The sequence below is a fragment of the Ramlibacter sp. P4_H7 genome (assembly GCF_056400765.1).
Genome location: NZ_JBFUKP010000017.1, coordinates 84216 through 105162, shown reverse-complemented (window position 1 = coordinate 105162; position 20947 = coordinate 84216). Strand labels below are relative to the sequence as shown.

21 protein-coding genes and 3 tRNA genes are annotated in these 20947 nt (G+C 67.9%); 8 read left to right on the top strand and 16 right to left on the bottom strand.

Annotation, left to right across the window (positions count from 1 at the left end; translation table 11 throughout):
- Positions 1 to 97: 97 nt before the first annotated feature.
- The gene (locus AC1DSA_RS20345) at positions 98 to 1075 is read left to right on the top strand and encodes a Bug family tripartite tricarboxylate transporter substrate binding protein (RefSeq protein WP_477892554.1); all 978 of its coding nucleotides are present in this window, start codon (positions 98 to 100) and stop codon (positions 1073 to 1075) included.
- A gap of 33 nt (positions 1076 to 1108) precedes the next feature.
- Here AC1DSA_RS20345 and AC1DSA_RS20340 read toward each other — a convergent pair whose 3' ends face one another.
- The 4 genes from AC1DSA_RS20340 to AC1DSA_RS20325 all read right to left on the bottom strand — a co-directional run bounded on the left by AC1DSA_RS20340 (position 1109) and on the right by AC1DSA_RS20325 (position 4659).
- Positions 1109 to 1705, bottom strand: coding sequence for an SCO family protein (locus AC1DSA_RS20340; RefSeq protein ID WP_477892552.1), 597 nt, complete (start codon positions 1703 to 1705; stop codon positions 1109 to 1111).
- Positions 1702 to 2484, bottom strand: coding sequence for a formylglycine-generating enzyme family protein (locus tag AC1DSA_RS20335; RefSeq protein WP_477892550.1), 783 nt, complete (start codon positions 2482 to 2484; stop codon positions 1702 to 1704). The genes AC1DSA_RS20340 and AC1DSA_RS20335 overlap by 4 nt, the downstream gene beginning before the upstream one ends.
- Positions 2485 to 2497: 13 nt before the next feature.
- Positions 2498 to 4006 (bottom strand): copper-containing nitrite reductase, encoded by a 1509-nt coding sequence (nirK, locus tag AC1DSA_RS20330; RefSeq protein WP_477892548.1) that lies wholly within the window; start codon positions 4004 to 4006, stop codon positions 2498 to 2500.
- Positions 4007 to 4164: 158 nt separating this feature from the next.
- Positions 4165 to 4659 carry a hypothetical protein gene (locus AC1DSA_RS20325; RefSeq protein WP_477892546.1) on the bottom strand — a complete coding sequence of 165 codons (495 nt, stop codon included), beginning with the start codon at positions 4657 to 4659 and terminating at the stop codon, positions 4165 to 4167.
- Between the two features lie 271 nt (positions 4660 to 4930).
- Here AC1DSA_RS20325 and AC1DSA_RS20320 point away from each other — a divergent pair, with 271 nt between their 5' ends.
- A complete protein-coding gene (locus tag AC1DSA_RS20320; RefSeq protein WP_477892544.1) occupies positions 4931 to 5344 on the top strand; it encodes a hypothetical protein in 414 nt (137 codons plus the stop codon).
- 61 nt (positions 5345 to 5405) lie between these two features.
- On the opposite strand, the gene AC1DSA_RS20315 is transcribed toward AC1DSA_RS20320, so the two are convergent.
- The gene (locus AC1DSA_RS20315; protein WP_477892542.1) at positions 5406 to 7133 is read right to left on the bottom strand and encodes a cation acetate symporter; all 1728 of its coding nucleotides are present in this window, start codon (positions 7131 to 7133) and stop codon (positions 5406 to 5408) included.
- Complete coding sequence (locus tag AC1DSA_RS20310) at positions 7130 to 7468, bottom strand: DUF485 domain-containing protein (protein ID WP_477892576.1); 339 nt, start codon at positions 7466 to 7468, stop codon at positions 7130 to 7132. Before AC1DSA_RS20310 ends, AC1DSA_RS20315 begins: the two co-directional genes overlap by 4 nt.
- Before the next feature lie 183 nt (positions 7469 to 7651).
- Here AC1DSA_RS20310 and AC1DSA_RS20305 point away from each other — a divergent pair, with 183 nt between their 5' ends.
- Positions 7652 to 9478: a DUF294 nucleotidyltransferase-like domain-containing protein gene (locus AC1DSA_RS20305; RefSeq protein ID WP_477892541.1), complete on the top strand. Its 1827-nt coding sequence runs from the start codon at positions 7652 to 7654 to the stop codon at positions 9476 to 9478.
- A gap of 70 nt (positions 9479 to 9548) precedes the next feature.
- Positions 9549 to 10202, top strand: coding sequence for a 3'-5' exonuclease (locus AC1DSA_RS20300; protein WP_477892539.1), 654 nt, complete (start codon positions 9549 to 9551; stop codon positions 10200 to 10202).
- A gap of 111 nt (positions 10203 to 10313) precedes the next feature.
- Here the strand turns inward: AC1DSA_RS20300 and AC1DSA_RS20295 are convergent, their stop codons facing one another.
- From AC1DSA_RS20295 to folC, 10 genes are all read right to left on the bottom strand, one after another.
- Positions 10314 to 10589 carry a hypothetical protein gene (locus AC1DSA_RS20295; RefSeq protein WP_477892537.1) on the bottom strand — a complete coding sequence of 92 codons (276 nt, stop codon included), beginning with the start codon at positions 10587 to 10589 and terminating at the stop codon, positions 10314 to 10316.
- Positions 10590 to 10772: 183 nt separating this feature from the next.
- Positions 10773 to 10849 (bottom strand) — tRNA-Asp (locus tag AC1DSA_RS20290).
- 68 nt (positions 10850 to 10917) lie between these two features.
- Positions 10918 to 10993: transfer RNA gene (locus AC1DSA_RS20285), tRNA-Glu, on the bottom strand.
- A 58-nt stretch (positions 10994 to 11051) separates the two neighbouring features.
- Positions 11052 to 11127: transfer RNA gene (locus AC1DSA_RS20280), tRNA-Ala, on the bottom strand.
- A gap of 35 nt (positions 11128 to 11162) precedes the next feature.
- Positions 11163 to 12545 (bottom strand): glutamate--tRNA ligase, encoded by a 1383-nt coding sequence (gene gltX, locus AC1DSA_RS20275; protein ID WP_477892535.1) that lies wholly within the window; start codon positions 12543 to 12545, stop codon positions 11163 to 11165.
- On the bottom strand, positions 12542 to 13756 hold the full coding sequence (locus tag AC1DSA_RS20270; RefSeq protein ID WP_477892534.1) for an O-succinylhomoserine sulfhydrylase: 1215 nt from the start codon (positions 13754 to 13756) through the stop codon (positions 12542 to 12544). Before AC1DSA_RS20270 ends, gltX begins: the two co-directional genes overlap by 4 nt.
- The gene (gene purF / locus AC1DSA_RS20265) at positions 13757 to 15265 is read right to left on the bottom strand and encodes an amidophosphoribosyltransferase (RefSeq protein ID WP_477892532.1); all 1509 of its coding nucleotides are present in this window, start codon (positions 15263 to 15265) and stop codon (positions 13757 to 13759) included.
- Between the two features lie 16 nt (positions 15266 to 15281).
- Complete coding sequence (locus AC1DSA_RS20260) at positions 15282 to 15770, bottom strand: CvpA family protein (RefSeq protein ID WP_477892530.1); 489 nt, start codon at positions 15768 to 15770, stop codon at positions 15282 to 15284.
- Complete coding sequence (locus tag AC1DSA_RS20255) at positions 15771 to 16511, bottom strand: SPOR domain-containing protein (protein WP_477892528.1); 741 nt, start codon at positions 16509 to 16511, stop codon at positions 15771 to 15773.
- 10 nt (positions 16512 to 16521) lie between these two features.
- The gene (folC, locus tag AC1DSA_RS20250) at positions 16522 to 17808 is read right to left on the bottom strand and encodes a bifunctional tetrahydrofolate synthase/dihydrofolate synthase (RefSeq protein ID WP_477892526.1); all 1287 of its coding nucleotides are present in this window, start codon (positions 17806 to 17808) and stop codon (positions 16522 to 16524) included.
- 49 nt (positions 17809 to 17857) lie between these two features.
- Between folC and AC1DSA_RS20245 the strand changes: the two genes are divergently transcribed.
- From AC1DSA_RS20245 to argG, 4 genes are all read left to right on the top strand, one after another.
- A complete protein-coding gene (locus AC1DSA_RS20245) occupies positions 17858 to 18214 on the top strand; it encodes an arsenate reductase (protein WP_477892524.1) in 357 nt (118 codons plus the stop codon).
- A 109-nt stretch (positions 18215 to 18323) separates the two neighbouring features.
- Positions 18324 to 19100 carry a glycine zipper 2TM domain-containing protein gene (locus tag AC1DSA_RS20240; RefSeq protein WP_477892522.1) on the top strand — a complete coding sequence of 259 codons (777 nt, stop codon included), beginning with the start codon at positions 18324 to 18326 and terminating at the stop codon, positions 19098 to 19100.
- Between the two features lie 108 nt (positions 19101 to 19208).
- Positions 19209 to 19526 carry a pyrimidine/purine nucleoside phosphorylase gene (gene ppnP, locus AC1DSA_RS20235; protein WP_477892520.1) on the top strand — a complete coding sequence of 106 codons (318 nt, stop codon included), beginning with the start codon at positions 19209 to 19211 and terminating at the stop codon, positions 19524 to 19526.
- A gap of 65 nt (positions 19527 to 19591) precedes the next feature.
- A complete protein-coding gene (gene argG, locus AC1DSA_RS20230; RefSeq protein WP_477892518.1) occupies positions 19592 to 20920 on the top strand; it encodes an argininosuccinate synthase in 1329 nt (442 codons plus the stop codon).
- Positions 20921 to 20947 lie beyond the last annotated feature (27 nt).

Sequence of the window (20947 nt, the reverse complement as noted above, 5' to 3'; positions counted from 1 at the left end):
GGGACCGCCCGCACGGCACAGAATGCCACCTGCACGCCGCGGTCGGGCCCATCGGGCCGGGCCCGGCCTCACCACCCACCTTCCAGAGGATCCCACCATGCCCACGAGACGTTCCTTCCTTGCCGCCGGCGCCGGCCTCCCCCTCGCCGGCCTGCTGCCGGCGCAGTCCTTCGCGCAGGCCTGGCCCGCCAAGCCGGTGCGCTTCGTCGTGCCCTTCGCGCCCGGCGGCAGTTCCGAGATCGTCGCGCGCTCCACCGCGGGCGAGCTGTCCAAGACCCTGGGACAAAGCGTCTTCGTGGACAACAAGCCGGGCGCCTCCGGCAACATCGCGATGGCGGAAGTCGCGCGCGCCGACGACCAGCACACGCTCATCCTGGGCCACATCGGTACGCTGGCCGTGAACCCCTACATGTACGACAAGCTGCCGTACGACCCCAACAAGGACTTCAAGCCGGTGAGCCTGCTCGCCAAGGTGCCGAGCCTCTACGTCGTCAACCCGAACCTGCCGGTGAAGGACCTGAAGGACTTCATCGCGCTGGTGAAGAGCAAGCCCGGCCAGATGAACTACGGGTCGGCGGGCAACGGCAGCGCCGGCCACCTGGCCATGGAGTACCTGAAGATGACGGCCAACCTCTTCATCACGCACATTCCATACAAGGGCACGGGCCCGCAGCTGACGGACCTGCTCGCCGGGCGCCTGGACGCCGCTTCGGTCGGCGCGTCGGCGATCCTGCAGCACATCAAGGCCGGCAAGCTGCGCTGCATCGCCACCGGATCGACCCAGCGGCTGCCGCAACTGCCCGACGTGCCCACCGTCGCCGAACAGGGCTTCCCCGGCTTCGAGATGACGCAGTGGTACGGGATGCTGGCGCCGGCCTCCATGGCGCAAGCGAACATCGACAAGCTCGCCGCCGAAACGCAGAAGGCGGTGAAGTCGCAGGGCTCGCTGGAGCGCCTGAACGCCGACGCGGCCCAGGCGATCGGCGGCACGCCTGCGCAGTTCGCGCAGTTCATCGCACTGGAACAGAAGCGCTGGAAGCAGGTGGTGGAGCGCGCGAAGATCAAGCCGGAGTGAGCCGGCCCGTTCGCGGGGGCGCTGCTGCGCGGGTCAGGCGGGGAAGAGCTTGTGCACCGCGTTCAGCAGGACCGGATCGGCGGCCGCCAGCTTGCCGGACTGCGCCGCGATGCGTCCCTGCCGGTCCAGCACGGCGATCTTGGTCGAATGGTTGAACTCCCCGTTGGTGAGGCGCCGGTACTGGATGTTGAGCACCGCCGCCACCTTGCGCGCGGTCGCCTCGTCGCCGCGCGCCAGCAGCCACTGGCCGTCGCAGCCGTGCGCTTCGGCGTACTTCTTCAGCACCGCGGGCGAATCGCGCGGGGGGTCGAAGCTCACCATGAGCATGCGCATGGCGCTTCGCTCCGCGGGCGGCAGCGCCCGCAGCGTCGAGTGCACCGTCTCGAAGATCATCGGGCAGACCATCTCGCAGGACGTGTAGAACATGCTCGCCAGCACGGGCGTTCCCTGCAGGGAGGCCAGCTGGAACTCCTTGCCGTCCTGGTCGACGAGGGTGGCCTGCAGCCGGTAGATGGAGTCGGACGGCGGCGTGGCCTGGGCCGCGCGGGCAAGGCGCGGCATGGCGACGGCCGCCGCCACGGCCCCGAAGGAAAGCAGCGCCGAGCGCCGCGTGAGGGACAAGTCGGTCATGGTGTCTTCTTCACGGGTTTCACGCAGCGGAAGCCCAGCGTGCTGGTGCTGTCGGCCGCGTTCAGCGACGACAGCAGCGCGATGCGCATCAGCACGGCGTAGCTGTCGCGGTCGATGATGTTGATGGCGCCCGCACCGCAGAACTTCAGCAGGTCGGGGTCGCCCTGGGTCCGGCTGTCGCCGGCGATGAAGAGGGCGTTGAAGTCGTCCACCCATTCCCAGACCAGGCCGTGCAGGTCGCGCACGCCCCAGAGGTTGGACTCGCCACCGACCGCGGCCAGGGCGGCACCGCCGGGCTTTTCGTACCAGGCCAGGATCCGCCGGGCCCATGCGGGGTCGCGGCGCGCGTCCACCCGCGTGGCGTCGGCGGCAGCGGCGTACTCCCATTCGATCCAGGTCGGCAAGCGGCCGCCCTCCTCCTCGCAGAACGCGCTCGCGGCGAACCAGCTGACTTCCGTCACCGGTGCGTCCGCGCGCAAGGCGGCGCCCGGATCCAGCGGCGCGCGCCATTGCAGGAGGTAGCGCGCATCGGCCAGGACCGCGGGGGCCCGGCCGCGCTGCCAGTCGGGATGCGTGCGCAGGAAGCTGGCGTATTCGCCGACCGTCACGGGCGTCGCGCGCATCGCGAACGGCTGCACGTCGACCGGCGCGGACTGGGTCGCGACCGGTCCCTGCGGCAGCACGCTGTCGAAGCGGCCGCCCGGGACGTCCACGTACCCCGCTGCGTGCGCCGGGAGCGCAAGGGTCGCAGCGAGCAAGGTGGCGGTCAGGAGGCGCATTGCAGCCGATCGGTCAGTGCGCCGCGACGGGCTTGGCAGGAGGCGTGGCCGCGCGCTGCTTCTTCACGTCCTCGTTGGAGATCGTCCCGCCCGGATTGCCCCAGCTGTTCATCACGTAGGTGAGGATGTTGGCCACCTCGTCGTCGTTCAGCTGGTTCATCGGCGGCATCACCGAGTTGTATTCCTGGGCGTTCACGGTCACCTTGCCGGTCAGGCCGTGCAGCACGACGTCGATGGCGCGCTTGATGTCGCCCGACAGGAAGTCGGACTTGGCGAGCGGCGGGAACACGCCGGGCATGCCCGCTCCGTTGGCCTGGTGGCACACCGAGCAGGTCCCTGCGAACAGCGCCTGGCCGGCCTTGATCTGCTCGTCCTGCGTCAGCTTGCCGGCGGCGGCGCTCTGCGTCGCGGTCGTGACGGCAGCCAGGTTGGGGCCGGCGCGGTCACCGAGGTACACGGCGTCCAATTCCTTGCCCGAGTAGATGGACTTGTTGTCGTTGCCGTCGATCCTCAGGATGGCGAGCGCGCCCTTGTTGAAGGCACGGAAGATGGAATGGTCCACCATCACGTAGCTGCCGGGCACGCGGGCCTTGAAGGTCGCGATCACGGCGCCGCCGGCCGGGATCAGGGTGGTCTGCACGTTCTTCTGCACGTTGGTCCCGCCTTCGAAGCGGACCTGGTCGAAGATCGCCCCGATCACGTGGAAGCTGGAGACCAGGTTCGGCCCGCCGTTGCCCACGAACAGGCGCACCGTTTCGCCGACCTTGGCGGTCATGGCCTTGTCGCCCGTGAGCGCACCCTCGGCGCCGTTGAACAGCACGTAGGTGGGCTTTTCGTCGATCGCCTTCTCCATGTCGAAGGGCTGGTCGCCCTTCTGCCGGTACTTGCCCGTGGTGTAGAAGTCGCCCTGCATCACGTAGTACTCGCGGTCCACCTTCGGCAGGCCCTGGGGCGGTTCGACCAGGATCAGGCCGTACATGCCGTTGGCCACGTGCATGCCCACCGGCGCCGTGGCGCAGTGGTACACGTAGATGCCTTCGTTGAGCGCCTTGAAGGTGAATTGCGATTCATGGCCGGGCGCGGTGAAGCTCGAGGCCGCGCCGCCGCCGGGACCCGTCACGCCGTGCAGGTCGATGTTGTGCGGCATCTTGCTGCCGGGATGGTTCTTCAGGTGGAACTCGACCGTGTCGCCCTGCCGGACGCGGATGAAGCTGCCCGGCACCGAGCCGCCGAAGGTCCAGAAGGTGTAGTTCACGCCTTCGGAGATCTGCATCGTCTTCTCGACCACCTCCAGGTCCACGATCACTTTCGCGGGGTACTTGCGGTTGGTCGGCGGCGGCACGTGCGGCGGGCTGGTGAGCACGGCACGGATCGCCGGGCCCTGGGGCGGGCCGAAGTCGCCGGGCTCCTTCGGTGCGGCCAGCGTGAGCAGGGGTGCGCAGAACGCGGCCGCGGTGAGGAGCGCGCGGACGCAGCGGGACAGGTTGGATGTTCTCAAGGGACCCTCCGGTGTTTTTGTCAAAGGTGTATCGGTAACGCACCTTATGGCTTCGCGGGAGGGTTGGCCTTGACGTGCATCAACGGGGACACCAATGGTGATCCGGGCGCGCGATGGAAGCATCACGCACCGCGTCCCGAACGACGCTCACACCGGCACTGCAGCGGACTCCGGAGGAGGACTTACCAGCGCGTGGGCTCGGTGTCCTGGAAGTCGTCGCCGTGGTGGAAGGCGCTGGTCCGGCCGAACACGCTGAATTCGGAATCGAGTTCCTCGCGCGTGCGCTTCAACTGCCCGCTGGCCATGCCGCGCAGGCGCCTCTCGGCATGCAGCTGCTGCCAGAAGTCCGGAGGCGGCAGCGCCGTGTCCTCGTCCAGTTCGTGGAACTGGATCCGCCAGGAGACGCCCTGGAGCCAATCCTCCGCCGAGGGATCGACGCCGTGCACCTCCAGTTCGAAAGCTCGCTGGATGTCGTAGAGGTTGGCCAGCAGGCCGGGTTCGGTGGAGCGCGCGACCAGGCGGACGTGCATCACGGCATCGCCCTCGTTCAGGCTCCGGCCGATCTCCGCGGCCACGAACTCGGAGGGAATGCAGTTGCGGTGCATCACGTTCTTGAGCGCCAGGCGAAGCAACGCCTTGCGGACGTCAGCGTCTTTGGGAGCAGGAGATCGGGTCATCGCGCGTCGACTCTGGTAAGGGGCGAACCGCCTCCCGGGAAGCTTCGGCCATCATGAAACCAAATGTATCAGATGCCCGAGATTCACGGGCGTCGCCTCCTCCTTTTGGAGCAGGTCGTGGTGCGGGTTCCGGGTTGAAATGCCACTGGGTCTTGGAGCAGGCTTACGCATTCGCCGATGCCCGTGCCCGTCTGTGACACATTGTTACTTTCGACCTCATCGCGAGGTCCGCCGCGAACTGCGGCAGCGTTCACCACATGGGTCCGACAACATGCGAAGCAGGTCTCCATTTCCGTGGCGAGGGCTCGGGCGCGACGCGCGCGAACGCGCGCGCCTGCGGCTGGTGGAGCTGGCCTGCGAAATCGCCGTTCTCACGGCGCTCATGCACGAGGATCTCGCGCGTTTCAGCAGGCACCCTCTGGCCCGGGAGTTCGAGCGCGCCGGCTGGGAGCACCGCCGCGTGGCACTGGACCTGCTCTCCCCGGAAATGAGCTTCGAGTCGTTCACCCGCGAACAGCTGTCAGCGTCGGCCGATTCGTTCGCGCATCGCCTCCAGGATGTTCGCTACCTTCTGGGGCGCGTGAGCACTTTCCTGCTGGCCCGCAGGGCCTCCGCCCCGTCCCTGACCGACTTGGCCCCGGCCCCCGCCGGCATCGCCGCACCCCGGCCGCGATCCGCCGCCTGAAGTGCAAAAAGGGGGCAGCGCGCGAGCGCTGTCCCCTTCTCCTGAGGCTGAAACCAGGGTTTCAGTGTCCCGAAGCTCCGGAAGCGCCGAAGCCCGTTTCCGATCGCACCTGCTGCGCCGCGAAGGCGCCGCGCTCGGTCGCCGCCTGCGCACTGCGGTCCAGGATCGAGAACAGCCAGATGCCGACGAAGCCGATGGTCATCGAGAACAGGGCCGGCGAGGTGTAGGGGAACCAGGCGCTGCCCTTGGGGTTGCCCAGCGTCACTTCCCACACCGACGGCGACACCACGGTGAGCGCCACGGAGGAGATCAAACCCAGGAAGCCGCCGATCACGGCGCCCTTGGTCGTGCAGTCCTTCCAGAGCACCGACATGAACAGCACCGGGAAGTTGGCCGAGGCCGCGATCGCGAAGGCCAGCGACACCATGAAGGCGATGTTCTGCTTCTCGAAGACGATGCCCAGCACCACGGCGACGATGCCCAGCGCCACGGTGGTGATGCGCGAGACCTTCAGTTCCTTGGCGCTGTCGGCCTTGCCCTTCTTGAACACGGTGGCGTACAGGTCGTGCGAGACGGCCGACGCGCCCGACAAGGTGAGGCCGGCCACCACCGCGAGGATGGTCGCGAAGGCCACCGCCGAGATGAAGCCGAAGAACACGTCGCCGCCCACGCTCTTGGCCACCAGCACGGCCGCCATGTTGGCAGTGCCCGCCCCGCCCTTGATGATGCCCTTGGACACATCGGAGAACTCGGGATTGGTCAGCACCAGCGCGATGGCGCCGAAGCCGATGATGAAGATCAGCACATAGAAGTAGCCGATCCAGGTGGTCGCCCAGAACACCGACTTGCGCGCCTGCTTGGCATCGGGCACGGTGAAGAAGCGCATCAGGATGTGCGGCAGGCCGGCGGTGCCGAACATCAGCGCCATGCCGAAGCTGATCGCCGAGATCGGGTCCTTCACGAAGCCCCCGGGCCGCATGATGGAGCCGCCCACGTCACCCGCCTCGGCCGCGCTCTTGCCGGCGGCCGCCGCGATGAAGGTCTTGACCTCCACGCCCTTGGCGAACAACGCCTCGGGGCTGAAGCCGAACTGCGCGAGCACCATGAAGGCCATGAAGCTCACGCCCGCCAGCAGCATGCAGGCCTTGATGATCTGCACCCAGGTGGTGGCCGTCATGCCGCCGAACAGCACGTACACCATCATCAGCCCGCCCACCAGCACCACGGCGATCCAGTAGTCGAGGCCGAACAGCAGCTTGATCAGTTGCCCCGCGCCCACCATCTGCGCGATCAGGTAGAAGGCCACGACCACCAGCGTGCCGGAGGCGGCGAAGGCGCGGATGGGCGTCTGCTGGAAGCGGTAGCCGGCCACGTCGGCGAAGGTGAACTTGCCGAGATTGCGCAGCCGCTCCGCCATCAGGAACGTGATGACCGGCCAGCCCACCAGGAAGCCGATGGAGTAGATCAGGCCGTCGTAGCCGGTGGCCATCACGGCCGCCGAGATGCCGAGGAAGGACGCCGCCGACATGTAGTCGCCCGCGATGGCCAGGCCGTTCTGGAAGCCGGTGATGCCGCCGCCGGCCGTGTAGAAGTCGGCCGCCGAGCGGGTGCGCGCCGCCGCCCACTTGGTGATCCAGAGGGTCAACAGCACGAATGCGCCGAACATGCTGATCGCCGTCCAGTTGGTCGCCTGCTTGGCCGCCAGGCCGGGGCCGTCGCCCGCGGCCAGCGCGGCGAGCGGTGCGGCCATTGCGGCCATTGCCGCGAGGATGCGTCGGGTGGAGTTCATTTCACTGCTTCCTCGAGGATGGCACGCGTGAGTGCGTCGAATTCGCTGTTGGCCCGGCGCACGTAGTAGCCGGTGATGAGAATGGTGAACACGATCACGCCCATGCCGATCGGGATGCCGAGCGTGGTGACGCCGGCGCCGATGGGCTGCGACAGGAACGGCTTGTTCCACGCGATCAGTGCGATGTAGCCGTAGTACACGACCATCATCGCCACGGTCAGCGACCACCCGAAGACATTGCGCTTGCGCCGGAGTTCCAGGTACTTCGGATGGACCCGGATGCGCTCGGTCACGTCGTCGGCCCGTGTCGACTGGCCCTTTCGGGCATTGCGGATTCGCTCCGCTGCTGCTGCATCACTCACGTTTGTCTCCGGTGCTTTGCGAAGGCGCGAGTGTGGTGAGGCAGACTGACCCGATTCTGACCCGCTGCAACTCCTGACCCGGAACTGACGGCGGCAGGTGGCGGCGCTTGAGCCAGCGCAAGCGGTGGGCGCCGCGAGCCGCGATGATCGGCGCACGTGACCGCGACCTTCGACTTTTCCGTCTCGCCCTTCGACTGCCTGACGTCAGACGAGCAGCGGCTCGTGCGCGACCACGTCGACGTCGGCTACTACCGCGAAGGCGCAACGCTGCTCGCGCCCGGCGTGGAACCGGAACACCTGTTCGTCGTCATCAAGGGGCGCGTGCAGCAGTTCGACGGCGACGAGGCGGTGGCGAACTACGGACCCGGCGACTGCTTCGACGGCCGCGCCCTGGTGGCCGGCAAGGCGAGCAGCCGCTTCGTCGCGCAGGAGGAAGTCCTCGCGCACCTGGTCGCGCGGCAGGCGGTGACCGAGTTGATCTCGCGCAATGCCACGTTTGGCGCGCTCTTGTTCGCCGACCTCTCGCAAAAGCTCAATGCGCTCGCCCAGCAAGCCGGCGCGCAGGAACGGCAGTCGCTGGCGCTCGGGCGCGTCGGCGAGGCCTACCTGCGCACGGCGCACGTGGTGGACGCGGACGACGACATCGTGAAAGTGGTCAAGGTGTTCCAGGCCCGCCGCACCGGCAACGTGCTGGTGCGTGACACGCGCACGCAGCCGCCGCGCACGGGCGTGTTCACCACCACCGGGCTGCAGCAGGCGGCGCTGGACGGCACGCCGCTGGACCGGCTGGCGGTGCGCGGATTCGCGACCTTCGAGCTGGTGACCGTGCGGCCGCAGGACTCTCTGGTGGAGGCACTTGCGCTGATGATCCGCCACCAGGTGCACCGCCTCGTGGTGGTGGATGGAGAGCAGGTGCTCGGATTCCTGGAGCAGCTGGACCTGCTCAGTTTCCTGTCGAACCACTCGTACCTGATCACCGTGCAGATCGTCCAGGCGGAAGACATCCCGGCGCTGGCAAGCGCCGCCGCTCAGGTCACCCGGCTCACCGAGCTGCTGTGGCGCGGTGGCGCCAAGGTGGGCGCGATCGCGCGGCTGGTAGGCGAGCTCAACGCCAAGCTCTTCGAGCGCGCGTGGCAGCTGATCGCACCGCCCGAGCTCGTCGCCAACAGCTGCCTGTTCGTGATGGGCAGCGAAGGCCGCGGCGAACAGGTCCTGAAGACGGACCAGGACAACGGCCTCGTCCTGCGCGACGGCTACGAGTGTCCCGACCTCGCGGCGATCTGCCAGCGCTTCTCCGACGCGCTCACGGACTTCGGCTACCCCGAGTGCCCGGGCCGCATCATGGTGAGCAACCCGCAGTGGCGCCAGTCCGCGCAGGCCTTCGGGGAGACGGTGCGCCGCTGGCTGCTGATGCCCGAGGCGGAGAGCCTGATGGCGCTGGCCATCTTCATCGATGCGCGTGCCGTCTGCGGCGACGAGGCGCTGCTCGCGCAGGTGCGCGGCGAGGTCGACCGGATGCTGGTCGACAGCGACGCCCTCATCGCGCGCTTCGCCGCGGCCATCGATGCCTTCGAGCAGGGCAGTGGCTGGTGGATCCGCCTGTTCACGCTCGGCGACGGCGACAAGGCCGGCCTGGACCTGAAGAAGGCCGGCATCTTCCCGCTGGTGCATGGCGTGCGCAGCCTCGCCCTGGAGGCGCGGCTCGCCTGTACGAACACCGTGGAGCGCATCGAGGCGCTGCGCGCGATGGGCCGGCTGCCGCCCGACGTTGCGGCGGAACTGGTGGACAGCCTGCACTTCCTCATGGGCCTGAAACTGCAGGCGGGATTGGACGCGCTGCACGCCGGCGGCGAAGGCAACGGCCGCGCCATCCACCTCGAGTCACTTAGCGGCCTGCAGCGCGACCTGCTGAAGGACGCTCTGGCCGTGGTCAAGCGCTTCAAGGCGCTGCTGCGGCACCGCTACCACCTGGACATGCTGTGAGCCTGTGGTGGTGGCTTCCGGGTGTTCCCACGCGCGCGACGGGGTCGGCGGCAAGGACAGGGAGCGCGCCATGACCACCTGGTCGCCCCTGCACTGGCTCGAGGCGCTGAAGCGCGAATGGCTGCTCTACCACCTGGGCGACGAGCGCTTCCGGTTCATGTGGGACCCGCCACCCCCCGGCGAATGGGTGGCGCTCGACTGCGAGACGACCGGGCTCAACGTGCACCGGGACGAGATCGTCTCCATCGGCGCGGTGCGCATCGTGGGCGACCGCATCCTCACCAGCCAGCGGCTGGAGCTGCTGGTGCGCCCGAACAAGCGCCGGGTGTCCCCCGACAGCGTGCGCGTCCACGGCCTGCGCGAGCGCGACGTGCAGCAGGGCATGGACCCGGACGAAGCCCTGATGGCGCTGATGCGCTTCATCGGCAGCCGGCCGCTGGTGGGCTACTACCTGGAGTTCGACGTGGCCATGATCGACCGCGCCATCTTTCCGCGCCTGGGCATGGGGTTGCCGCAGCCGAAGATCGAGGTGTCCGCGATGTTCTACGACTGGCAGCGACGCCAGCTGCCGCCGTACTACGAACCGGCCCAGATCGACCTGCGCTTCGCGACCATGATGCGCGCACTGGAGCTGCCGATGGATGCGGTGCATGACGCGTTGAGCGACGCCGTGATGGCGGCGCTTGCGTTCATCAAGCTGCGGCACTTGCTGGGCGCGGCCTGATCGGCGCGACGGAGTGCCTGCGTGGATGCTCGCGGGGCGCCGCGACGCTCGCGGCGATGTGGTTACCGGGAAATCACTGGATCTGGCGGCGAGGCTGCCGACAGGACCGGACTAGCGGCTGCCTTCTTCTCCCCGGGAGGACGAGGTGCGAAGGCCGGATGTGGTGCGCCTGATGAAGGCCTCGCTCAGGCGCGCTGCGTTGCCAAGCTCCGCCACGACCAGCTGGCAGTCCGGCGTGCCGGCCAGGCGCTGCGCCAGCTGGAGTTGTTCCGCGAAGCAGCGCAGCGAGACGACGGCCTCTTTCCAGTCCTGCATCATCAGGTTGTCCATGGCCACCTGCAGGTGCTGGCTCGCACTCTCGACGTGGTGGACAAAGGGCCTTCTCATGCCCCGGAGACTATTCCGCGCTGCGGACCCCGGGATGCGTCAACTGATGGAAGGGCCAGCGCGACGATGGAGTGGCGGCGCGTTCTTTCCAATCGCCACAAAATTCACGGCAGGTCGTCGCCGTGCGAACACGCGCCGAAAGACAAAAGGGGTCAGCCCGTGAGAGCTGACCCCTTGATTTCTTGGCGGAGTGGACGGGACTCGAACCCGCGACCCCCGGCGTGACAGGCCGGTATTCTAACCAACTGAACTACCACTCCGCGTCTGTGCAGCGTCTGCTCTTGCGAGCCAAGGGCTGCGGCCTTGTGCCTGTGCAACTTGCGTTGTTTGGCGACCCTACGGGGATTCGAACCCCGGTACTCACCGTGAAAGGGTGATGTCCTAGGCCTCTAGACGATAGGGTCAAAACCTGGGACGCGCGCCCCGGAAGACGCGCACCTACATATTTTCCGACATCCGCTTTGGTGGAGGTAAGCGGGATCGAACCGCTGACCTCTTGCATGCCATGCAAGCGCTCTCCCAGCTGAGCTATACCCCCTTGCAGGTGTCGAGCCTCGCATTATATGTCGTTTTTCAGGCGGCCCGCAGGCGCTCTAAAACTTTCTCGCGGACCGACAGGCTCAGGACAGCATCGAGCGCCGGCGTCTGGGCCGTGCCCATCACCAGCACCCGCACCGGCATGGCCAGCTGCGGCATTTTCAGGCCGGTGGCGCGCAGGGTTTCCTTCACGGCCTCCGCGATCGCTTCCCTCGTCCAGGGGGAGCCTTCCAGCATCTTCGCCAGCATGCTGATCGCGGGACGCACGCCCTCGGTGACGTGCTTGGCCAGTTCGTCCACGTTGGGCGTGATGTCGGCATAGAAGCGCTGCGCCCAGTCCGCCAGCACCACCGTCGTGTCGCAGCGGTCCTTGAACAGGCCGCAGATCGCGGGCAGGCGCGCGTCGGCCGCGATGCCGAGCTGCTTCAGGCGCGCCTCCACCAGCTGCGCGAGCACCTCGTCCCCGGTCGCTTTCATGTGCTGGGCATTCACCCAGCGCAGCTTCGCCTCGTCGAACTGCGCCGCGCTGCGGCCCAGGTGGTCGAGATCGAACCATTGCAGGAACTGCTCGCGGCTGAAGATCTCCTCGTCGCCGTGGGACCAGCCCAGGCGCGCGAGGTAGTTCACCATGGCGTCGGGCAGGAAGCCTTCGTCGCGGTACCAGGTGACCGGCTTCGCGCCGCGTCGCTTGGACATCTTCTCGCCCTGCTCGTTCAGCACGGTGGGCAGGTGCGCGAACACCGGCGGTTCGTGGCCGAGCGCGCGGAAGATATTGATCTGGCGCGGCGTGTTGTTCACGTGGTCGTCGCCGCGGATCACGTGCGTGATCTGCATGTCGACGTCGTCCACCACCACGCAGAAGTTGTACGTAGGCGTGCCGTCGGGGCGCGCGATCACCAGGTCGTCGAGTTCGTCGTTGCGGATCTCGATGCGGCCCTTGACCTTGTCGTCCCACACCACCGAGCCGCCCAGCGGGTTGCGAAAGCGCAGCACCGGGTGCACGCCATCCGGTATCGGAGGAAGCGTCTTGCCCGGCTCGGGCCGCCAGGTGCCGTCGTAGCGCGGCTTTTCCTTGTTGGCCATCTGCCGCTCGCGCAAGGCGTCGAGTTCGGCCACGCTCATGTAGCAGGGATAGACGAGGTCCTTCTCGCGCATCTCCGCCAGCACCTCGCGGTAGCGGTCCATGCGCTGCATCTGATAGTAGGGACCTTCGTCGTGGTCGAGCCCCAGCCACTGCAGGCCTTCCAGGATGACGTCCACCGCCTCCTGCGAAGAACGCTCGGTGTCGGTGTCCTCGATGCGCAGAACGAAGGTGCCGCCCTGCGAGCGGGCGAAGGCCCACGGGTACAAGGCCGAGCGGATGTTGCCCAGGTGGATGAAGCCCGTCGGCGACGGGGCAAAGCGGGTCTTGATTTTCACAGCTTGTCCAGGCCGCGCAGGAGGTCGGCCTTGATGTCTTCCACGTGCTCCAGGCCGACAGCCAGCCGGATCAGGCCCTGGCCGATGCCGGCCGCCTGGCGCTGCTCCTCCGTCAGCCGTCCATGCGAAGTCGTCGCGGAGTGGCTGATGATGGTCTTGGTGTCGCCCAGGTTGGTGGCGATGCTCATCACCTCGGCGCTGTCGATCACGGTGAAGGCATTGCGCCGCAGCGATGCCGGATCGTCGCCGACCACGTCGAACGACAGCACGGCACCGCCCAGCCCCGACTGCTGGCGCATTGCCAGCGCGTGCTGCGGATGCGACTCCAGGCCGGGGTAGTACACGCGCGTCACCTTGGGATGGGCTTCCAGGAATTTCGCGACGGCCAGCGCATTGGCGCACTGCGCCTGCATGCGGATGGCCAGCGTCTCCAGGCCCTTGAGCACCACCCAGGCGTTGAACGGCGCCAGCGTCATGCCGGCCGTTCGCACGATGGGCGCGAACACGTCGACCACCAGCTTCTCCGGTCCGCAGATGGCACCTGCCATCACGCGCCCCTGGCCGTCGAGGTACTTGGTGCCGGAATGGATGACCAGGTCGGCGCCCAGTTCGGTCGGCCGCTGCAGCGCCGGCGAGCAAAAGCAGTTGTCCACGGTCAGCATGGCGCCCGCACCGTGTGCGAGGTCCGCCAGCGCACGGATGTCGCACACGTCCGTCAGCGGGTTGGTCGGGGTCTCGGCGAACAGCAGCTTGGTGTTGGGACGCAGCGCCGCCTTCCATTCCTTCATGTCGGTCTGGGAGACGAAGGTGGACTCCACGCCGAACTTGCCGAACTCCTTGGCGAACAGGTTCATCGTGGAGCCGAACACCGAGCGCGAGCAGATCACGTGGTCGCCGGCGCGCAGCAGCCCCATGCCGAGCAGCAGGATGGCCGCCATGCCGGTGGCCGTGCCGATCGCGGCCTCGGTGCCCTCCATCGCCGCCAGCCGTTGCTCGAAGCTGGTGACTGTCGGATTGGATGTGCGGCCGTAGGTGTAGCCCTCCTGCGGATTGGCAAAGCGGTGCGCGGACGTCTCGGCGTCGGGCTGCACGAAACCGCTGGTCAGGTACAGCGCCTCGGAGTTCTCGCCCCACTGGCTCGCGGGCAGCGCCACGCGCACGGCCAGCGTGTCGCGGTGCAGGCCTGGGGGCAGTTTCTTCTTCTCGGTCACTCAGGCTTCCTGGGGATTCGGGATGGCGAGGCGCGTGGTGTTTTCTTCCAGCGGATCTTCCTGGCCGATGCGTGCTTCGTTGATGCGCGCGATGTCCTCGGGATTGATGTCGCCGGTGACATAGACACCGTCGAAGCAGGACGCATCGAAGCCCTTGAGCTGCGGATTCAGCTTGCCGATGGCGTTCTTCATGCCCTCGACGTCCTGGTAGATCAGCGCGTCGGCTCCGATGATCGCGCGGACTTCCTCGACCGTGCGGCCGTGGGCCACCAGCTCGGAGGCCGTCGGCATGTCGATGCCGTAGACGTTCGGGAAGCGCACGGGCGGCGCTGCGCTGGCCATGTACACCCGGCGGGCGCCGGCATCGCGCGCCATCTGCACGATCTCGCGGCTGGTGGTGCCGCGCACGATCGAGTCGTCCACCAGCAGGACGTTGCGGCCCTTGAACTCGCTGGTGATCACGTTGAGCTTTTGCCGCACGCTCTTCTTGCGCACCGCCTGCCCCGGCATGATGAAGGTGCGGCCCACGTAGCGGTTCTTCACGAAGCCCTCGCGGTAGGGCAGCCCCAGCAACTGCGCGAGCTGCATCGCGCTCGGCCGGCTCGATTCCGGGATCGGGATCACCACGTCGATCTCGTTGGGGGGCACCGTCGAGATCACGCGCTTGGCCAGCGTTTCGCCGAGGTTGAGCCGCGCCTGGTAGACGGAGATGCCGTCCAGCTCGGAGTCCGGCCGCGCCAGGTAGACGAATTCGAAGATGCAGGGCGACAGCTGCGGGTTGTCCGCGCACTGCCGCACGTGCACGTTGCCCTTCATGTCGACGAACACCGCTTCGCCCGGCGCGATGTTGCGTTCGAACTTGTGGCCGGTGCCTTCCAGCGTCACGGATTCGCTGGCGATCATGACGGTGCCATCGGCCCCGCGGCCCATGCACAGCGGTCGGATGCCGTAGGGATCGCGGAAAGCGAGCAGTCCGTGCCCGGCGATCAGCGCCACCACCGCATAGGAGCCCTTGATGCGCCGGTGCACGTTGCCCACCGCCGAGAACACGTCCTGCGGCGTCAGCGGCAGGCCGCGGGTGGTGCGCTCCAGTTCGTGGGCGAGCACGTTCACCAGCACCTCGGTGTCGCTCTCGGTGTTGATGTGGCGGTGGTCGGCGGAGAACAGCTCCGCCTTCAGCAGCTGGGCATTGGTGAGGTTGCCGTTGTGCGCCAGCGTGATGCCGAACGGCGCGTTCACGTAGAAGGGCTGCGCCTCCTCTTCACTGTACGCATTGCCTGCCGTCGGGTAGCGCACCTGGCCCAGGCCCGCGGTGCCCGGCAGCGCGCGCATGTTGCGGGTGCGGAACACGTCGCGCACCATGCCCTTGGCCTTGTGCATGAAGACCTTGCGGCCCTGCAGCGTGACGATGCCCGCCGCATCCTGGCCGCGGTGCTGCAACAGCAGCAGCGCGTCGTAGATCAGCTGGTTGACCGGGCCCGGGCTCACGACCCCGACGATTCCGCACATAAGTTTTCGCTTTCCTTCAGGCCGGGAAATAGGCGCCGAACCGCTCGGGCACCACCGGCTTCAAACTGCGCAAGGCCACCGTCGCCACGCCGGCCGTCACTGATTCCGTCCACCACACGCCGTCCTGCAGCTTCGCCAGGTGCACCAGCACCGCCATCGCCAGCACGGCCACCGCGCCGCGCACCATCCCGAACACGCCGCCCAGCACCCGGTCGATCGGCCGCAGGCCCACCGCCTCCACCGCCTTCTTCGTCAGCCAGGCCAGCAGGCCGCCGACGAACAGCGCGGCGATGAACACCACGGCAAAACCCGCAGCGTACTGGACGGACTCGCCCGCGCGGCTCAGCGGCATCATCGCCGCGGCCCGCGGCGCCAGCCACTGTGCCAGCACGAAGGCCGCGATCCAGTTCAGCACGGAGAGCACCTCGTACACAAGGCCCCGCCACAAGCCCAGCAGCACCGAGGCCGCCAGCAGGGCCACCACCACCCAGTCCAGGACGGCCACTTACAACGTGAGGACAGCGGCCGGCAAATCCAGGCCCTTGATCTTCTCGGCCGCCTTGTCGGCCTCGGCCCGCGACGCGAACGGACCCGCGCGCACGCGGATGCGGGTGCCATCCTTCGTCTCGGCCACATTGGTGTAATTCTTGAAGCCCGCGCGCTCCAGCTTCTGCTGCGCGCGGCGCGCCTTGTCCTTTTCGGCGAACGCGCCGACCTGCACCACGTAGCGCGCGCTGCCGGCGTCCACCGACTTGCCCTCCAGCAGCGCCTGCGCCTTGGCCGTTTCGGTGGCCTTCGGCTCGGGCTTGCTTTCGACCTTCGGTTCGGGCTTTTTTTCGGGGGCGGGCTCGGCCTTCGCGACCTTCTCCGGGGGCGCCGGCTTGCTTTCGGCCTTTTCCACCGGCGCGGGCGCCGGTTCGGGCCTGCTCTCCGTGATCATCGACGCGGCTCGGGCGGGAGCCGGCACCGGCGCAGGCGCCTGCGCCACCTTGCCGGCGGCCTGCGGCGCCGCAGGCAAGGGCTTGACCTTGTTGCGGTCGGGAATCTCGATGGGAATGTCGACGGCGACGGGCCGCGGCTGCGTGTCGAAAAGCAGGGGAAAGCCGATGACGCCGGCGAGCACCAGCACCACCGCGCCGATCAGGCGGTGGCGGGCACGCCGCCGCATGACTTCGACGCTTTCTGCTGGGGAGGACGCGGCCACCGGCTCGTCGACCTTTTTCTTGCGCAACTTGAACAAGGCCATGGGGTGAGGGTCAGCCGAGGTGTTTGGCGGCCAGGCGGGGCACTCCCTGCCTCAGCACGCCACCCACGGTGTAGAAGGATCCGAACACGAGAATTCTATCAGCGGGCTCTGCAGCGGCCACGGCGGCGCGCAGTGCTTGCTCGGGGTCCGGGTGGGTGCTCGCCGGCACGTCGCGCCGGCCCGGCTGCGCCTGCCATTTTTCCAGCAGCGCCTGCGCCGACGCGGCGCGCGGCGTGGGCAGGTCCGTGAAGTACCAGCGGTCCACCAGCGGCCCGATCTTCGCGAACATCGGGGCGAGGTCCTTGTCCGCCATGGCACCGAACACGGCATGGGTGGTCGGGAAGAAGCCCATCGCATCCAGGTTCGCGCCGAGCGCCGCGACCGCGTGCGGGTTGTGGGCGACGTCCAGCACCAGGGAGGGTTGGCCGGGAACGATCTGGAAGCGGCCCGGCAGTTCCACCATCGCCAGCCCGTTGCGGATCGCCTGGGCGGTCACCGGCAGACGCGCGCGCAGCGCCTCCAGGGCGGCCAGCACGCCGGAGGCATTGAGTAACTGGTTGGCGCCGCGCAACGCGGGATAGGCCAGCCCTGGATAGCGGCGGCCGCGCCCGGCCCACGCCCACTGCTGCTTGTCGCCGGAAAAATTGAAATCCCGCCCGAGCAGCCACAGGTCGGCGCCGATCGCCTGGGCGTACTGCACCACGCTGTGCGGCGGCACGGGATCGCTCACGATCGCCGGCTTGCCCGCGCGCAGGATGCCCGCCTTCTCGCGGCCGATGCTCTCGCGATCGGGACCGAGGTAGTCCATGTGGTCCAGGTCGATGCTGGTGAGGATCGCGCAGTCGGTGTCGATCGCATTGACGGCGTCGAGGCGGCCGCCGAGGCCGACTTCGAGGATCGCCACGTCCAGCGCGCTCGCCGCCATCAGGCTCAGGATCGCCAGCGTCGTGAATTCGAAATAGGTGAGCGTGGTGCCCTCGCGCGCCGCTTCCACCCGCGCGAAGTGCGGCACCAGCGACGCGCCCTGCACGATCTCGCCACCGATGCGGCAGCGTTCCTCGAAATGGACCAGGTGCGGCGAGGTGTACACGCCCGTGCGCCAGCCCGCCTGCAATGCGATTGCCTCCAGCATCGCGCAGGTGGAACCCTTGCCGTTGGTGCCGGCCACCGTGACGACCGGACACTCGAAGCGCAGGCCCATGCGTTGCGCCACGGCCTGCACGCGCTCCAGCCCCATGTCGATGGTCTTCGGATGCAGCCGTTCGCAGTGCGCCAGCCACTCGTTGAGTTCGTTCATGCCCGCCATTGTCCCGCGTGCGCGCAGCGGGCCTGACTATCATGGCCGCATGGCCTTGATCCTCTATGGCATCCCCAACTGCGACACGGTGAAGAAGGCCCGCGCCTGGCTCACCGAGAACGGCACGGCGCACGCCTTCCACGACTTCAAGAAACAGGGCGTTCCCCCTGCGCGGCTGGACGCCTGGCTGCGCGCGGTAGGGCCCGACCGGCTGCTCAACCGCCAGGGCACGACCTGGCGCAAGCTCGATCCAGCGGTTCAGACAGGCAGTGCGAATGCCGAGGGCGCACGCGCGCTCATGCTGGAACAGCCCAGCGTCATCAAGCGACCGGTGGTCGAATGGCCGGACGGCAGCATCACCGTCGGCTTCGATCCGGCGCAATGGACGTTGCGATCGCACCCCTGAGGCGGTACTTTTTCCAGGGCATTTACGCTGGCTTTACCGGAAACCTCAGCGGGCTCGGGGCACGCTGTCTAAACTTTCAGCATCAGCAGTCCAACGAGCAGTCCTCGCCATGAAACAAACCCTTCTTTTCGCCGCGCTGGGCCTGGTCGGCCTCGGCGCAGCCGCGCAGGAAGTCGGTAACGTGATTTCCAGTGTCCCGGTGGTCCAGCAGGTGCAGGTGCCCCGGCAGGTCTGCAACCAGCCGGCCCCCGTGATGGCGCCCCCGACTTCCGGCGGCGGCGGCATCGTCGGCGCCCTGGTGGGTGGCGGCATCGGCAGCACCATCGGCCACGGCACCGGCAACGCGGCGGCCATCCTCGCCGGCACCGTGATCGGCGCGATCGCCGGCAACAACGTGGAAGCCGGCAACCTGCAGGCGCAGGCCGCCGCGCAAAGCATGCCCCAGTGCATGACCGAAATGACGCTGGAGAACCGCATCGTCGGCTACAACGTCACCTACGACTACGCCGGCCGCCAGAACACCGTGCAGATGCCCTACGACCCGGGCCCGACGGTGCGCCTGCAGGTCAGCCCGGTCGCGCAGTCCGCTCCCAGCGGCAACGTGGTGGTCGCCCCGCCCGTGCAGGGCGGCAACACGGCCCCCGGAGGCGCCGTGGTCCAGTCGGGTGCGGTGGTGCAGTCCGGCGCGGTCGTCGTGCCGGCGGCGGCGCCGGTGGTGTACTCGGGATACCCCCCCGCTTACCCGGCGGCCTATCCCCCCGCGTATCCGGCGTATCCGGCCTACCCGCCCTATCCCGCCTATGGCTACGGCTACCCGTACTACCGCCCGTATTTCCCGGTCGGCGTGTCGCTCGGCTTCGTGTTCGGCGGCCATCGGCACCGCTGAGCGCCGCAGGGCCAGGTTCCCGGGGCGCCGCGAGGCGCCCTTTTTCATGCCCGAAGGGGACTCGCGTCCTCTCGCCTAAAATTGCGGGTTTCCCCGAAGCCTTCCATCATGACCACCGAGACATTCGACGGCGTGGCCGTCACGACCAAGGCCAACGTGTATTTCGACGGCAAGTGCATCAGCCACGCCATCACGCTGGCGGACGGCACGAAGAAATCGGTGGGCGTGATCCTGCCGGCCAGCCTCACGTTCAACACGGGCGCGCCGGAAATCATGGAATGCGTGGCCGGCTCCTGCGAGTACAAGCTCGCGGGCAGCAACGAGTGGAAGCAATCGGCCGCCGGCGAAAAGTTCTCCGTGCCGGGCAACTCCAGCTTCGAGATCCGCGTGGCGGACGCCTACCACTACATCTGCCACTTCGGCTGAGCGGGTCCGTCGCCCCGCCGCCGTCAGGCGAACTGCATCGAGCGCGTAGCGCGGAGAGATTTCCAATGAGCACCATCCTCGAGAACCTGCCCCTGGGCCAGAAGGTCGGCATCGCCTTTTCCGGCGGCCTGGACACCAGCGCCGCGCTGCACTGGATGCGCAAGAAGGGCGCGGTCCCCTACGCCTACACCGCCAACCTGGGCCAGCCGGACGAGCCGGACTACGACGAGATCCCGCGCAAGGCCATGGAGTACGGCGCCGAGAAGGCGCGGCTGATCGACTGCCGCAAGCAGCTCGCGCACGAGGGCATTGCCGCGCTGCAGTGCGGCGCCTTCCACATCAGCACCGCGGGCGTCACCTACTTCAACACGACGCCGCTCGGCCGCGCCGTGACCGGCACGATGCTGGTGGCCGCGATGAAGGAGGACGACGTCCACATCTGGGGCGACGGCAGCACCTTCAAGGGCAACGACATCGAGCGCTTCTACCGCTACGGCCTGCTGACCAATCCGCACCTGCGCATCTACAAGCCCTGGCTGGACCAGGCCTTCATCGACGAACTCGGCGGCCGCGCCGAAATGTCCGCCTTCATGACGGCGGCCGGCTTCGGCTACAAGATGTCCGCCGAGAAGGCCTATTCCACCGACAGCAACATGCTCGGCGCCACCCACGAGGCCAAGGACCTGGAGCACCTGAACTCCGGCATCAAGATCGTCAATCCGATCATGGGCGTGGCCTTCTGGAAGGACGAAGTGCCGGTGAAGGCCGAGGAAGTGCGCGTGCGCTTCGAGGAAGGCCAGCCCGTGGCGCTGAACGGCAGGACCTTCGACGACCCGGTGGAGCTGATCCTGGAAGCCAACCGCATCGGCGGCCGCCACGGCCTGGGCATGAGCGACCAGATCGAGAACCGCATCATCGAGGCCAAGAGCCGCGGCATCTACGAAGCCCCCGGCCTGGCGCTGCTGTTCATCGCCTACGAGCGCCTCGTGACCGGCATCCACAACGAGGACACCATCGAGCAGTACCGCGACAACGGCCGGCGACTTGGCCGCCTGCTGTACCAGGGCCGCTGGTTCGATCCGCAGGCCATCATGCTGCGCGAGACGGCGCAGCGCTGGGTGGCCCGCGCGGTGACCGGCGAAGTGACGCTGGAGCTGCGCCGCGGCAACGACTACTCGCTGCTCAACACCGAGTCGCCCAACCTCACCTACCACCCCGAGCGCCTGACGATGGAAAAGGGCGAGTCCGCCTTCTCCCCGCGGGACCGCATCGGCCAGCTGACCATGCGCAACCTGGACATCACGGACACGCGCGGCAAGCTGGGCATCTACGCGCGGACCGGCTTGTTGAGCAACGACGGCGATGCGCCCTTGCCCTCGCTGGGCAGCGACTGACGGCGGAGGTCCGACGACCGACGGGCC